Below are 12,996 nucleotides of genomic sequence, written 5' to 3' on the forward strand. Positions count from 1 at the left end.
CTCAAACCTCCTTGAACGACGTCAGCACGATATCGATCAGCGTCGCGCCGGCGAACTTCAGATACAGGAACAGGCCGTCGCACGGGATATGATAGGTATCGTGCCAGACCCGCGAATTCCGCGGGTTGTGCGCCGTCTCCGACTTGACGAAATCGCCAGGTTCCAGTGCCTGCACCACATCAACTACATCCTCGAGCGAATAGCCCAATGCCCGAGCATCGCAGGCCGCCCTGCCCGTGATCTCAAGCGTCTCCACATCGGCGAACTTCGCCTGAATGCCGGCAAGATCGTGATGCGGCTTCCGCTTTACGGCCATCAGCATACACCTTTAAGGTTTACTTTCAAGATGCCAGCTCCTCGATGCAGCCACGACGGGCCAGCGGCACTGCCATGACCGGCAACGGCGCATCGACGCTAGGCGACGACCTTCAACTTCTGCTCGGCGAAGATCCCGAGCGACCCGAGACCAGCGCGCACGGCGTCGCGCACATAGGAGGGTGCCAGGTGCGCATAGTGCTTTCGCGTGATTCGCTCGCCCGCGTGCCCGAGCGCTTCCGCGATCACCGCCATCGGCACGCCGGCCATGGCGAGCCGCGATCCATAGGTATGCCGCAGGATATGGAATCCGGCGTGCTCGACCTTGGCCGCTGCGCAGGTTTCACGCATCATCCGAATCTGATGTCAGGGACCAAAGGGCTCGCCCGCGTTGTTGACGAATACGTGTTTGGCGAGCCGCTCTTATGCGTAATGTTACGCATTCGACACAGATGCATCCACGGCTACTCTCGCGCCAGATGACGTTGGAGAAGGCAATGCCGGCGCGCGATATTCTTCTTCAGATGGTGAGCTATCCGGTTCCGACGCCTCATTGGGCGATTGATGCGGCCGGGACACTCGCCGAATCCCTTGGCGCCCTATTGTCAGCTGGTCTGTGCCGGGTTTACGCGCCCGACGTCTCGAACTGGCTCGCTGATAAACTTGCCCATGCGGACGAAGCGATTGCGACCGAGAACTGCAAGAGCCTGACGTGGGCAACGGAGCTTCTCGCGGCCTTTTCGGCCCGGATCCCGCGGTCGCGCCGAGGAGACGAGATACTTATCGAATGTAGTTCGTTGATCAAGCCACGCGACCTTGCTCAACGGGCGCGCACTCGCGACCTGACAGTGGTCCCGGCTTGTGACGGGCTGGATTGGAGTTACGTCGCAGAAGGGCTTATCTTCGAATCCGGTCGGCCGGTGCTGTTGCTGCCCGCGCCAAATGGTGCTGCGCATCGCTACCGCTCGATCGCGGTCGGCTGGGACGGCAGCAGGGCGGCCGCGCGGGCGATTGCTGACGCCCTTCCCCTCCTCTCTGCGGCCGATACGGTCGAGCTCCTTGTGGTGACAGGCGACAAGCAACTTTCCCCCGTAGCCGGACGCGGGGAAGCGCAACGGCATCTCGCGGCGCACGGCATTTCCGCGACCATGCGGACAATCGAAGCGCAGCACCGCGACGCCGGCACTGCGCTGTGCGATGAGGCGGGCGCGCTGGGAAGTGACCTCCTTGTGATGGGCGCCTTTGGACATTCCCGCGTACGCGAATTCGTCCTGGGTGGTGCGACGCAGACAATGCTCGACGGTGTTCGCCTGCCAGTGTTGCTGTCGCATTGAACCGGAAACAGGATAATGCGCCTGTTCGATCAGATTTTCTCGAAGCCGCACCGGATCGCGGGCAAGCCGCATTTCCCCACCAATTATGATGGACTGGGCTGCTGGTGGAGCGAGCGGGATGTGCTCCCGCTCGCCGCCGGACGCGGTTTCAATGTTTCGCTCGTCGGTGAGTCGCAATGGCAACAGGAGATCAGCGCCATTGTCGGCGGCCGGTGCGCTGAAGGTCACAATTGTCATTTTCCCGCACAACTCGTTTTTGACGATAGCCAGCTGGATCGCGCTGCGGTGGGAGTAATGATCGGCGGCCGGGCAGTCGGATGGCTGCCTCATGACCTCGCGCCTCTAGTCCGCCAGGCGCTTGGCACGCTGAACCCGGAAGGCAGGCCTGTCATGTGCAAGGCAAAGATAGTTGGAGGCTGGGACCGCGGCAGGAAGGACCGGGGCTATTTCGGCGTGAGGCTCAGCCTTGCGCTTCCGCTAAAGCCAGCAAAGTTGAAGCCCGAGCGCTGCCCGATCGGCAAGCTACCGGGGGCGCCCGAACGGGTCGGCGGGACGTGATGTCGATTCACGACTGGTTTCGATGCGTCAGATTAAGCGTCAAGCGCGCCGCGGACGGGCTGCCTGATCCGTAGCTTCCCTTATTTCCCGCACCACAGGTCCCGTGGTTTGCTCAACCAACATCAAATTGCCGGGAATAAGATCGGTGACCGCAACGAAGTTTGACGAGCAACGGCCGCGCCGCTGGGACGCGGTGGTGCGCCTCACCCATTGGTCGGTCGTCGCCGCCGTGGTGACCAACGCAATCTTTGCCGAGGGCGGCTCGCGAGCGCACGTTTGGGTCGGCTATGCACTTGCAGCAATTCTTGCCCTGCGGCTCTTATGGGGTCTGGTTGGGCCGACCGAAGCGCGCTTTTCGGCGTTCCCGCCAAGTCCGCGTCGGGCATTGACGCATATCCGCGAAATCCTGGCCGGCGATCACCGCCAATTTCCGTCGCACAACCCGCTGGGAGCGCTGATGGTCTATGCAATCTGGTCGTGCCTTGGAATCATGATCGCGAGCGGTATCGCCATGGCTGGTTTTGCTGATGGCCCGGCCGCTGGTCCAAGCCATCGGAACTCCGCCAATCTCAAGATCGAGCGAACCGCCGTCGCGGCCGGCGATCGGAAAGAGCGGGACGAAGAGCGCGAGGATGGCCCGCTCAGCGAACTCCACGAAATCACGGCCAACATTCTTTATGTCCTCATCGCGTTGCATCTCGCGGGAGTGCTGTTCGAAACGCGCCGGAGCGGGCGTCAAATCGTCGTCGCGATGTTGCCAGGCAGGCGTTAGTCTGACACCAGGATTGACCGCGCCGAGCCGGTTATTCCTCAAGCATCGCGCTCATTTCCTTCCCGATGGACGCAAACATGAAGTCGGATCAGATCTTGTACCGGTTATCGATATTCATGCTACTTCCCGATCATCCGTAATAATCCCCATTCTCGATGAATTACCCGCCTCGCATTATGTCTACCTCTTTTCTTAGCGAAGAGGTGCCGCCGTGAAAAATTGGCTAGCCAGAATTGCGCTGTATTCGACGCTGGCGCTACCTGCGGCCGGTTGCGTTACAAACCGTAACGACCCAGAACCTTCAGATTCAATTCCCACCCAGGCAAGCTTCTCCTGGCATGCCGAAGGATGGATGCGCGGCACGATGACCGCAACCATGCCGAACGGCGATGTTTACGAGGGGTCATATTTTGAAATCGACCGCCGAACCAAGACAGACCGTTTGGTGCCGCTTTGGCTCGGTTGGGAGGGCAAGAGCTGGTGGCGCGGTTGGGACGGATGGGGTGCGGATCTGTCGACGACCATGATCTATTCCCCGCGGATCCTGGCCAATCTCATCAAGGCGGACGGTGAGCGAATGCGCTGTCGATTCACGCTTGCCAGGCCGAGCTTTGGAATCGCAGGCGGGGCGATTGGGCGTTGTCAGCTCTCCGACGGGACATTGATCCGTGCCGGGTTCCCGTAGGAGTAGGCTGAAAAGCTCCCGATCCGGATGTCCGGCGGATTTGGCCGCAGAAACTGCCCGTCGGTCGAGGGCTATCCGCCACGAGGCCGTTCGCATTCGCCCGCTGGACGCTCGAGCCGATCTGCGCCGGCTTTATCGAGCAAGCAGCGCGAACAGCGACAGCGCCGCCTCGAAGGCGATCAGCGCGATGATGGCGATCTCGACGCGGAACGCCCTTTTGTCCCGAACGATATCGAGCAAGGCCTCGGTAAAGCCGCCCAGGGCGTCGAGCTTGCGCTGAACGACGTCGGCGCGTTCCTTGAGCTCATATTCCGCTTCAAGCCGCGCATAGAGCCGGTCGAGCGCGGGATGATCCCACAGGAGGTCCGGCCGCTCGTCGACCTGCGCGGTTCCGATGATACGGTGCCGCGCCGCCAGCACATTCCCCACTAGCCGCATCGCGGAGCGGATGGGCAGGCGCGCACGCCCGTTCTCCTGAAGATCGGTGACCAGTGGCGCGATCCGGTCAAAGGCGTCCCACAGCAGGAATTCGTCGCGCGCCAGCGCCACACTGCGCGCGAGCACGATCGCGACCAATGTCAGCCGCTCGCGCCCGAGATCCGCCAGCCGGATTTGCCCTTCGCTGCCGATATTGTCGTGAGCACCGGGGTCGTGCTCGATATGGGCCGACTCGCGCTCATTCAACGTGGTCGGATCGGCGATATGGGGTTTGACGGCCTCAACCAATCCGACGATCGCGTCATTTTCGGCGCCGACGGTTACCACCACGCCGTAGCGAAACAGGAAGACGAGGCCCGCCGCCTCGATCAGCGGCGCGATCGTCGGGTCAGCCTGGACGGCGCTGGTGTCGATCCGCCCGCCGGCGAGACTCGCACAGGCACGCAAGCGGCCGAAGGTCGGCGTCTCGCCAAGCGCGAGAAAATCCGGCGTGGCGAGCGGCCGGGGCGCGGGCTTGACGGGGTGCGGCATGTCATCGTCTCCACTGACCGCTGTGCGACTTGGGGCGAGCAACCGTGCGGACGTGTCGAAGACATTTTTCGCCTCCGCCGCACCCGTCGGCAACCACGCATTATCCCGTATAGCGCGCATGCCATCCTTCCTGCCATTCCAGGCGGACAACGAAGCGAGCGCTTCGAAGGCGCGGAAAGGTGGTCATGGTTGCCGACGTGCTGGCTGTCGTCGATTTGGGCTCGACCGACGCCAATTTTGTCACTCAGGCGGAACAGTTCGCGCATGCGCGCAACGCGCGACTGACGATCGCGGTGGCGGCGCCGGTCAGCACGCTCGAATTCTCGCTGGCCGCGGCGAGCGGCTATCCGCTCACCAACGAGCTTGCGCGCTACGCCAAGGACAAGAAGAGCGCGCTCGCCGGCCAGTTCGCCACAATTGGTCGGCCGGTTCACTTTTGCTGCTACGAGGGAGAGATTGCCGAACTCGGCAAGATGCTCTCGGCGCGGGCGAGTGTCGGCGACCTCACGCTCGTCGGACCGCCGGGTGCTTACGGACATCACAAATTCCGGAGCCGGGTGCTGGGAGATCTGGCGCTCTTCTCGGGGAGGCCGGTACTGGCCGTTCCGCCACGCGGTGCCGCTGATCGCTTCGACCATATCGTCATCGGCTGGAACGGGTCGCGCGAGGCGGCGCGCGTGCTCAACGACGCGTTGCCGTTGCTTGAGAGCCATGCGCGGATCGATATCGTTTCGGTATCGCCGGGCGGCTCGCCGGGTGCGCTGGATCCGATCAGCGAGCACCTCACGCGGCTTGGCTATGCGCCGACGCAGCACGCGCTCAGCGGCGCAGATGCCACGAGCGACCTCCTGTTGCGGTTCGTCGATCAGCTCCATGCGCAGCTGCTCGCCGTTGGCGCCTTCGCGCATTCGCGCTTCGAGGAAGTCGTGCTGGGCGGCGTCACGCGCGACCTCGTCGAGGGTGCGCCGGTACCAGTGCTGTTTTCACACTGATCGGGAGCGATTGGTCGGAGCGATCATGATGGCATTGAAGGACATCCTCATCATCGAGCCAAGCGAACAGGCGGACAGCCCGGCGCTCAGCGTTGCCGCCTTTCTCGCCTCACGGTTCCACGCCCGGGTCCACGGGCTGTGCCTTGTCGCTCCTGCCATTCCCTCGGTCGCGGAGTGTTTCGCACTTGGCGCCGAAGCAGAAGCGGAGGTCATGCAGCATCTCGCGTTTCGTGAGGACGAGGCGGCTGAAGCGGAAGAAAAGGCGTTCAAGGCCCGGCTCCTGCAATATGGCGCCTCGGGAGACTGGGCGCGCATCCCGGCGGAAGAGGCGGAGGACCTCGCCCCGCTCCGCGCTCGGCTTGCCGATCTCACCATAATGCCGCGGCCCGACAGGCTCGATCCGCATGGCATAAGGCTCGCCGACGCATTGCTGCTGCGGGCAAGTGCGCCGACGCTGTTCATTCCGCCAGCGCTGGCAATGCCGGTCGCGCTCGATCGCGCGGTTATCGCCTGGAACGGGTCACGCGAAGCGGCTCGGGCGGTCAGCGACGCCTTGCCGCTCCTGAAGCGCGCCGGAAGCGTTCGCATCGTCACATTCGGACGGCCCCCGGGGAACAGCGTGTGCGGCGGGGCCGCGCTTGGCGCGCGCCTCCGGCAGCATGATATCGCCGTTGAGGTCCGGCATGCCGACGTCCACGACGCGGGCAAGGGGATCCTCGACATTTGCGAGGTGTCCGGCGCCAATCTGCTCATCATGGGTGCCTATGGACATAGCCGCCGGATTGAGGCGACATTCGGCGGCACGACGAGGTATGTTCTTTTGAATGCGCCGTTGCCGGTATTCATGAGCCATTGACCGTTATGCCGGGCCGATCAGCACCCGCACTTGCCAGCACGGACCGCCCTCCCGTCCGCCCCCGAACGAAAACATCGACGCCGGGCGTGCGCGAGATCGAACTGAAACTGGAGGTTGATCCGGGCGCCGGGCCTTTCAGCGCTACCGATGTCGTCGGCGCACGCGGCAAGACGGTGCATCTCGTCACCACCTATTACGACACCACGGACGCGGACGTGCGGCGGGCCGGTTGTTCATTGCGGATCCGGCGCGAGCATGGCGCACGCGCGCAAACGATCAAGGGCGCAAGGGAGCCAGCATCGGGGCTCTTCACCCGCACGGAATGGACGCGGCCGGTAACCGGCGATCGCCCGGTCCTTGATGCGACAAGCGGGCCGTTCGGCCCGGCGCTTCGCGCGATCGGCGTCAATCGGCTCGACCCGTGCATCGTCACCGATTTTCACCGTATCCGCAGTCTGATCGATCGGGGCGACGGCGAGATCGAGTGGGCGATCGACGAGGGCGAGATCCGCGCCAGCGGTCATGTCGCACCGCTGCGGGAGATCGAGCTTGAGCTCAAAAGGGGATCGCCCAAGATCCTCTTCGATGTCGCACGCGAGATCGCTGGCCGGGTGCCCGTCCGTATTGCCGTGCTATCGAAGTCCCAGCGTGGCTACCGCCTGCTCGGCGGCTCGATGTCAACGCCGGCCCATGCCGAGCCGATCGTGCTCGATCGTGATGACGATGCGCGCGAGGCATTTGCCGCCATCGCCCATTCATGCCTGCGCCAGTTTCGCATCAACGAGACGTTGCTCATCGAGAGCGGCAATGTCGAAGCGGTGCATCAGGCGCGCGTCGCGTTGCGGCGCCTGCGCACCGCGCTCTGGCTGTTTCGGTCGCTGTTTGCCGATGATCCGCAAGCCGAAGCGTTCGAGGCCGACCTTCGCTGGCTGACCGGTCGGCTCGGCGAGGTGCGCAATGTCGATGTGATTGTGCCACATGCGCGTGAAGCGGCCGTTCAACGGCTCCAGCGCGCGCGCGAAGAGGCGATGGCGGTGCTGCGGACCGACCTTGCCTCCACACGCGCGAGGGCGACGATGCTCGATCTCGCCGAATGGCTGGCGATCGGCGCCTGGCGGATCCGGGCGCCGTCGTCAGGCAATGCGACCGAGAGCGCGACGTCATTTGCGCACGAGGCGTTTCGAAAGCTGCGCAAACGGCTCAAGCGGCGTGGCAAGGGACTGGCGGCGCTCGGCCCGAAGGAGCGCCACGGCGCGCGTATCACGGTCAAGAAGCTGCGTTATGCGTCCGACTTCTTCGTCTCGCTATTCCCCGCGCCCGAAGCAACGCGGCGCCATGAGAAATTCATTGCGGCGCTAGGCGTGCTCCAGGACAGTCTGGGCGAGCTCAACGATCTCGAACTCGAGCGTCGGCTCCTCAAACACGTCTCAGACCCGGGCGAAAAGCGGCGTCGGCATCGCAAGCATCAAAGGAAATTGCTGCGGCGCGCCGAGCGCGGCTATGAGCAATTGCTCGACGCCGGAAAATTCTGGAGCGTCACCCCGACGTTCGCGGGATAATTGCCGCCCTGCCCCCGTTCGCCACTTGGTCATCACTGGTGCCGCCAACGCGCGGCGCTGGCGACGAGCTGCCAAGGCACAGCGTCGACAATCGTGGCGATCGAAGCGATCCCCATGACGACGGCGGCGGCAATCGTCAGCCAGATCAATGTCCGCGACGGAATGAAATCGCCCATCACCGCTTTGCGAGTGACGAGCACGACCAGCGCGACGAGCAGCGGCACCGCGACCATCCCGTTGGCGACGGCGCTCCAGACGAGCGCGCGCATCGGGTTGATCGGAAGATATTGGAGAATGAGTGCGAGGAGGACGCTGATCGCGATCACGCCGTAGAACGCCCGCGCGTCGCCCGCGCGCCGCTCAAGGCCCCAATTCCACCCCATCGCCTCGCACAGCGCATATCCGCCTGACCCTGCGAGCACCGGCACGCCGATCATTCCGACGCCAAGGATACCGAGCGCGAAGACGGTTTCAGCAAAAGGCCCGGCGAGCGGACGAAGCGCGCTTGCCGCCTCGGCCGCGGTGTCGATTTGCGTGATGCCGGCGGGATGCAGGGTGACGGCGGTAGCGAGAATGATGAAATAGGATGTGGCGTCCGAATAGAGCATGCCGCTCCACGTATCCCAGCGGATCCGCGCCAGTTCGGCCGGCGCCTGATGAGGCTCATCAAGCAACGGCGCGCCTGCGCGCATATCCTCGACCTCCTCGGACGCCTGCCAGAAGAAGAGATACGGACTGATCGTCGTCCCGAAGATGCCGACGATCATCATCGCGGCCGTGCCGTCGAGGCCGACATGCGGCAGCAGCGTCTCGCGCACCGCCGCACCCCAATCGACATGCACGACGAACAGCACGGCAACATAAGCGAGCAGCGAAAATGTCAGCCATTTCAGATAAAAGACATAGCGATGATAAGGCACGAGCACCTGCAGGAGGAGGGTTGCGGTAACGAATAGCGCGGTCATGAGATGGCGGTCGAAGCCGAGCACGAGCTCGGCCGCCTCCCCCATTGCGGCAACGTCCGCGGCGATGTTGAAGATGTTCGCCATGAGCAGCAGCAGGACAAGGGCCTGGAGGACGAAGGGCGGAAAGACGCGCCGGATATTGGCGGCGAGGCCCATGCCGGTGACCCGCCCAAGCCGCGCGGTCAGTTCCTGCACCGCCGACATCAGCGGATAGGCCAGCGGCATGGTCCAGAGCAGGCCGAAGCCGAATGCGGCGCCGGCTTGCGAATAAGTGGCGATACCGCTGGGGTCGTCGTCCGCGACCCCGGTGATGAGCCCCGGCCCGAGCGAACTTAGGGGATGGCGAAGCCATGGATGCCGCTCGAACAGCCGGTCACGCCGTCGGCCCGCGCTTTTATCGCGATCGGAAAGGTCGTGTTCGCCAAGTGGCCGGGACATAAGATCATTTCCGTCTGGGCTTGAGAGCAACGCGCCTGTTGTTGCATGCTGATCGGCCGGTTCGCGGGGCGTCCGCTCAGGCTTCAAATCCAGTCATCGTCGGCCGCTCTCCCGCGAGCGTCGCACAGGTCTCGGCAGCGGCTTGCCGGACGCGCTGAAGCTTTTCGGCAGCGGCGGCGGCGGGCATGTTGGCGACGACCTCGTCGAGCATGACGTGCCGGCTCTGCTTCATGCCGAACCCGCGCCAGAGATAGACGTCGAAGATCTCACGCAAGGCGAGAATCTGGCTTCGCTCATGAAGCCATGCCATCGGCGTTCCGGAGGTGCTGAACGACAGGAGCGGCTTGCCGACGAGCGGCGGCTGGCCGGCCTCATCGCGAAAGCGGTGGAACGAATAGTTCGCACCGAGCACCCGGTCGACATAGCCTTTGAGGATCGCCGGCGGCAGGCCGTACCAGATCGGATAGACCAAAACGAGGATGTCGGCCTGGCGCGCGAATTCGAGCTCGGCTGCTACATCGGCCGAGGGTGCCCAATGCGGTGCATCGGGCCGCTCATCGGCCTTGAGCACGGGATCAAAGCCAATGCCATAGAGATCGCGCACGATCGCGTGCTGGCCGGCCTGGCTGACCGTATCGACATAAGCGTCGACCACGGCATGCCCGAACCCGCCGGGAGCCGGGCTCGCGCAAACGACGAGGTGGCGGATGGCTGTTCTTGCGTCGGTCACGATCTGCCCTTCTCGGCTTAGGATTGATCCGTTCTTCATCCCGCACCCGTCGTCGGGCCGCCATGAGGGGATGTACTTAGGCGCCTCGTGCCTCGCCCGGGATCGGGTCGGTGTCACGACGGCGTTAGGAACAATACGGATTCAAGCCGGGCACTTGCGGCTGCATCGAATGGACGAGCTCAGCGGAGACCTGGTTCCCATGTCGATCGAACTTATCTTTCATGGCGCCGCGGGCGCGGTCACCGGATCCTGCATGGAATTGCGTGGGCCGCGGCATCGGGTGCTGATCGATTGCGGCCTGTTCCAGGGCTCGCGGACACTCGAAGCGCTCAATTTCCAGCCGCTCCCCTTCGATCCGCATAGCCTCGACCTCGTCGTCCTGACGCATGCGCATCTCGATCATGCGGGCCGGCTTCCCTCGCTGGTTCAGCATGGGCTCAGCGGGCCGGTCATATGCCTGCCGCCCAATCGGCAGCTGCTTGGGCCGATGCTGAACGATGCCGCCAAGCTCCAGGCCGCGGATGCCGAACGCCGCAACGATCGCCCCGACCGCGCGGGCCGCAAACCATTCGAGCCGCTTTACGATTTCCAGGATGTGGCGCGGCTCATCGGGCGGCTCGACACGGTACGCGCGGGCAAATGGATCGAGCCGCTGCAGGGGCTCCGCCTGCGCTTGTGGGACGCACACCACATTCTCGGCGCCGCCTCGGTTGAACTCAATCTCGACGGCCAATCCCTGCTCTTCTCGGGCGATATCGGCGATGGCGCGACTCATCTCGCCGATCCCCCATCGCCCGAGGGCGGCTGGGATCATGTCATCTGCGAAGCGACCTATGGCGATCGCTACCGCGAGGTGCCGGCGCCCGACGATCGCCGCAAGCAGCTCGCCCAGGCCGTGAAGACGGCGCTCGCGCGCGGCGGCAACCTGATCATTCCCGCCTTCGCGCTTGAGCGTACGCAGATATTGATCGAGGATCTTGTGGCCTTGTTCGACGCGCACAAGCTCGAGCCGGTTTCGGTGTACGTCGACGCGCCGCTGGCGGATAAGGTAACCGAGGCCTATCGCCGCTTCGACATTCCGCAACGCCGCGGCCCGTCGCCCTTCGATCATCCCAGGATCCGTTTCGTCCGGAGCATCGAGCAGTCCAAAGCGTTGAACCGAATTTCCGGGGCGATCATTCTCGCCGGCTCGGGCATGTGCACCGGCGGGCGCGTCCGCTACCATTTGCTCCGCAATCTGCCGCGCGCGGACTCGACGGTGTTGTTCGTCGGCTATCAGGCGCGCGGTACCCTGGGCGCCGTTCTCCAGGGCGGCGCGAAGCTGGTGCGGATATCAGGCGCCGACGTGAGAGTGCGCGCCGAGATTGCCTCGCTCGATACCTATTCGGCGCATGCCGACCATGCGGGCCTGATGCGCTGGATTGCGGCGCGGTCGCCGATCAACGGCAGTTTGTTCCTCGACCATGGCGAGCCGCCCGCCCTCGCCCGGCTGGCCGCGGATGTCGCGGCGCTTCCCGGCATCCCCAGGCCGGTCATTCCATCGCTTGGTGAGCGTTTCCGGCTTGAGCCACGAACCGCGTGCAGCGTCGCCGGGGAAGCGCGCAGTGATGCGATCCGGCTGGTCGGCGGAGAGGACTGGCATAGCCGCGCTGCGCGGCTGCGCGAGCTTCTCGACGCCCGCCTTGCCCGACTGCCGTCCGACGCTGCGCGCGCCGATGCGTTGGAGGCGATTGTCCGTGCAGTCGAAGCGCTGCCCGTGCAGGAATTGGCTGGCCCAGGCGCGGAACACGTTGCGGCCTCCGCGATGCTCGCAGCGTCCTGACGGATACGGGCAATTGCGTATCGGCGCGAGCATCGCGGTGCAGCATTATACCCCCAGCCCTTCCATTCCGATCAAAGGCGCCGTTGCGATGAAGAATATCCTGCTCCTCGTTCACGATGACGATGGCCAGGAAGCCCGGCTATCTGCCGCACTTGCCGTCCGCGCCGCGCTTGATGGGCATCTGGTGTGCCTTGATGTCATCGTCACGTCCGACGGCTTTTACCGCATGGGCGGCGGACCGATCGGCATGCTGGTGCTCGAAGAGCGGCAGAATGAGGGGCGCCACAACAAGGCGGCGGTCCAGGCAAGGCTGCTCGCTGACAATATTCCCTTTTCCTGGAACGATGCCATCGGTGAGCTCGATACGATGCTGATCGACGCGGCGGGGCTCGCCGACCTCGTCGTTCTCAACAGCTATCTCTCCGATGATATCGCCGACCCCGACATGGCGGCGAAGATCCGGACAATATTGCGCCATGTGTCGACGCCGATCCTTGCGGTGCCGCGACATCTCAAGGCGTTTGAGGCGACCGGCAAGGCAGTGGTGCTGTGGGACGGCTCGGCCGACGCGGAGGCAGCGTTGCGCGCTGCCGTCCCGCTTCTCGCGCGCGCCCGCGAGGTCACGATCCTTTATGCCGATGACCGATCGCTTGGGGCCTCGTTGAACGACGCGACCAGCTACCTGCTCCATCAGGATATCATCGCGCATGCCGTTCGCCACGAGATTACCGGCAACGACGCGGCGCTATCGATAGAGCATTATCTGCAGCGTCACGAGCCCGATTATGTGGTGATGGGAGCATTTGGCCACGCGCGTGTCCATGCCGTGTTTTTTGGCAGCGTTACCCGCCACCTGCTCACCGCGAGCAGCACCCCGCTCCTGCTTGCCCGGCGGGCCTGAGAGGCGATGACGCCCATGCTCCGGCTTATGCTCACAAGCAATGGCAAGGCCCGGGCCGCCCGTGCCGCAATCTCGCGAACACCGGGCACAATTTCCCCGA

14 protein-coding genes are annotated in these 12,996 nt (G+C 64.2%); 9 read left to right on the forward strand and 5 right to left on the reverse strand.

Going from position 1 to position 12,996, the window contains the following annotated elements; translation table 11 throughout:
* Position 1 precedes the first annotated feature (1 nt).
* Together NED98_RS08050 and NED98_RS08055 are read right to left on the reverse strand one after the other, a co-directional pair.
* On the reverse strand, positions 2-316 hold the full coding sequence (locus tag NED98_RS08050) for a type II toxin-antitoxin system MqsR family toxin (protein ID WP_265312539.1): 315 nt from the start codon (positions 314-316) through the stop codon (positions 2-4).
* A 98-nt stretch (positions 317-414) separates the two neighbouring features.
* A complete protein-coding gene (locus tag NED98_RS08055; RefSeq protein ID WP_265312540.1) occupies positions 415-666 on the reverse strand; it encodes a tyrosine-type recombinase/integrase in 252 nt (83 codons plus the stop codon).
* A 146-nt stretch (positions 667-812) separates the two neighbouring features.
* Here NED98_RS08055 and NED98_RS08060 point away from each other — a divergent pair, with 146 nt between their 5' ends.
* From NED98_RS08060 to NED98_RS08075, 4 genes are all read left to right on the forward strand, one after another.
* A complete protein-coding gene (locus tag NED98_RS08060) occupies positions 813-1,649 on the forward strand; it encodes a universal stress protein (protein WP_265312541.1) in 837 nt (278 codons plus the stop codon).
* Positions 1,650-1,664: 15 nt separating this feature from the next.
* On the forward strand, positions 1,665-2,207 hold the full coding sequence (locus NED98_RS08065; RefSeq protein WP_265312542.1) for a hypothetical protein: 543 nt from the start codon (positions 1,665-1,667) through the stop codon (positions 2,205-2,207).
* Between the two features lie 145 nt (positions 2,208-2,352).
* Entirely contained in the window at positions 2,353-2,979 is a 627-nt protein-coding gene (locus NED98_RS08070) for a cytochrome b/b6 domain-containing protein (RefSeq protein ID WP_265312543.1), read from the forward strand.
* Between the two features lie 211 nt (positions 2,980-3,190).
* A complete protein-coding gene (locus NED98_RS08075) occupies positions 3,191-3,664 on the forward strand; it encodes a hypothetical protein (RefSeq protein WP_265312544.1) in 474 nt (157 codons plus the stop codon).
* Between the two features lie 132 nt (positions 3,665-3,796).
* Here the strand turns inward: NED98_RS08075 and NED98_RS08080 are convergent, their stop codons facing one another.
* Positions 3,797-4,783: an RMD1 family protein gene (locus tag NED98_RS08080; RefSeq protein ID WP_265312545.1), complete on the reverse strand. Its 987-nt coding sequence runs from the start codon at positions 4,781-4,783 to the stop codon at positions 3,797-3,799.
* 35 nt (positions 4,784-4,818) lie between these two features.
* Between NED98_RS08080 and NED98_RS08085 the strand changes: the two genes are divergently transcribed.
* The 3 genes from NED98_RS08085 to NED98_RS08095 all read left to right on the forward strand — a co-directional run bounded on the left by NED98_RS08085 (position 4,819) and on the right by NED98_RS08095 (position 8,040).
* On the forward strand, positions 4,819-5,625 hold the full coding sequence (locus tag NED98_RS08085) for a universal stress protein (RefSeq protein ID WP_265312818.1): 807 nt from the start codon (positions 4,819-4,821) through the stop codon (positions 5,623-5,625).
* 25 nt (positions 5,626-5,650) lie between these two features.
* A complete protein-coding gene (locus tag NED98_RS08090) occupies positions 5,651-6,481 on the forward strand; it encodes a universal stress protein (RefSeq protein WP_265312546.1) in 831 nt (276 codons plus the stop codon).
* 86 nt (positions 6,482-6,567) lie between these two features.
* Complete coding sequence (locus tag NED98_RS08095) at positions 6,568-8,040, forward strand: CYTH and CHAD domain-containing protein (protein ID WP_265312547.1); 1,473 nt, start codon at positions 6,568-6,570, stop codon at positions 8,038-8,040.
* A 32-nt stretch (positions 8,041-8,072) separates the two neighbouring features.
* On the opposite strand, the gene NED98_RS08100 is transcribed toward NED98_RS08095, so the two are convergent.
* The gene (locus NED98_RS08100) at positions 8,073-9,443 is read right to left on the reverse strand and encodes an NRAMP family divalent metal transporter (protein WP_265312548.1); all 1,371 of its coding nucleotides are present in this window, start codon (positions 9,441-9,443) and stop codon (positions 8,073-8,075) included.
* A gap of 76 nt (positions 9,444-9,519) precedes the next feature.
* Positions 9,520-10,173 carry an NAD(P)H-dependent oxidoreductase gene (locus NED98_RS08105; RefSeq protein ID WP_265312549.1) on the reverse strand — a complete coding sequence of 218 codons (654 nt, stop codon included), beginning with the start codon at positions 10,171-10,173 and terminating at the stop codon, positions 9,520-9,522.
* Here NED98_RS08105 and NED98_RS08110 point away from each other — a divergent pair.
* Both NED98_RS08110 and NED98_RS08115 read left to right on the forward strand, forming a co-directional pair.
* On the forward strand, positions 10,151-11,995 hold the full coding sequence (locus NED98_RS08110) for an MBL fold metallo-hydrolase RNA specificity domain-containing protein (protein ID WP_265312550.1): 1,845 nt from the start codon (positions 10,151-10,153) through the stop codon (positions 11,993-11,995). The two genes, NED98_RS08105 and NED98_RS08110, sit on opposite strands and share 23 nt — an antisense overlap.
* Positions 11,996-12,008: 13 nt before the next feature.
* Positions 12,009-12,896: a universal stress protein gene (locus NED98_RS08115; RefSeq protein WP_265312551.1), complete on the forward strand. Its 888-nt coding sequence runs from the start codon at positions 12,009-12,011 to the stop codon at positions 12,894-12,896.
* The last annotated feature ends 100 nt before the right edge of the window (positions 12,897-12,996 follow it).

Origin of the sequence: Sphingomonas lycopersici, from assembly GCF_026130605.1 — a bacterium.
Taxonomy (GTDB): domain Bacteria; phylum Pseudomonadota; class Alphaproteobacteria; order Sphingomonadales; family Sphingomonadaceae; genus Sphingomonas; species Sphingomonas lycopersici.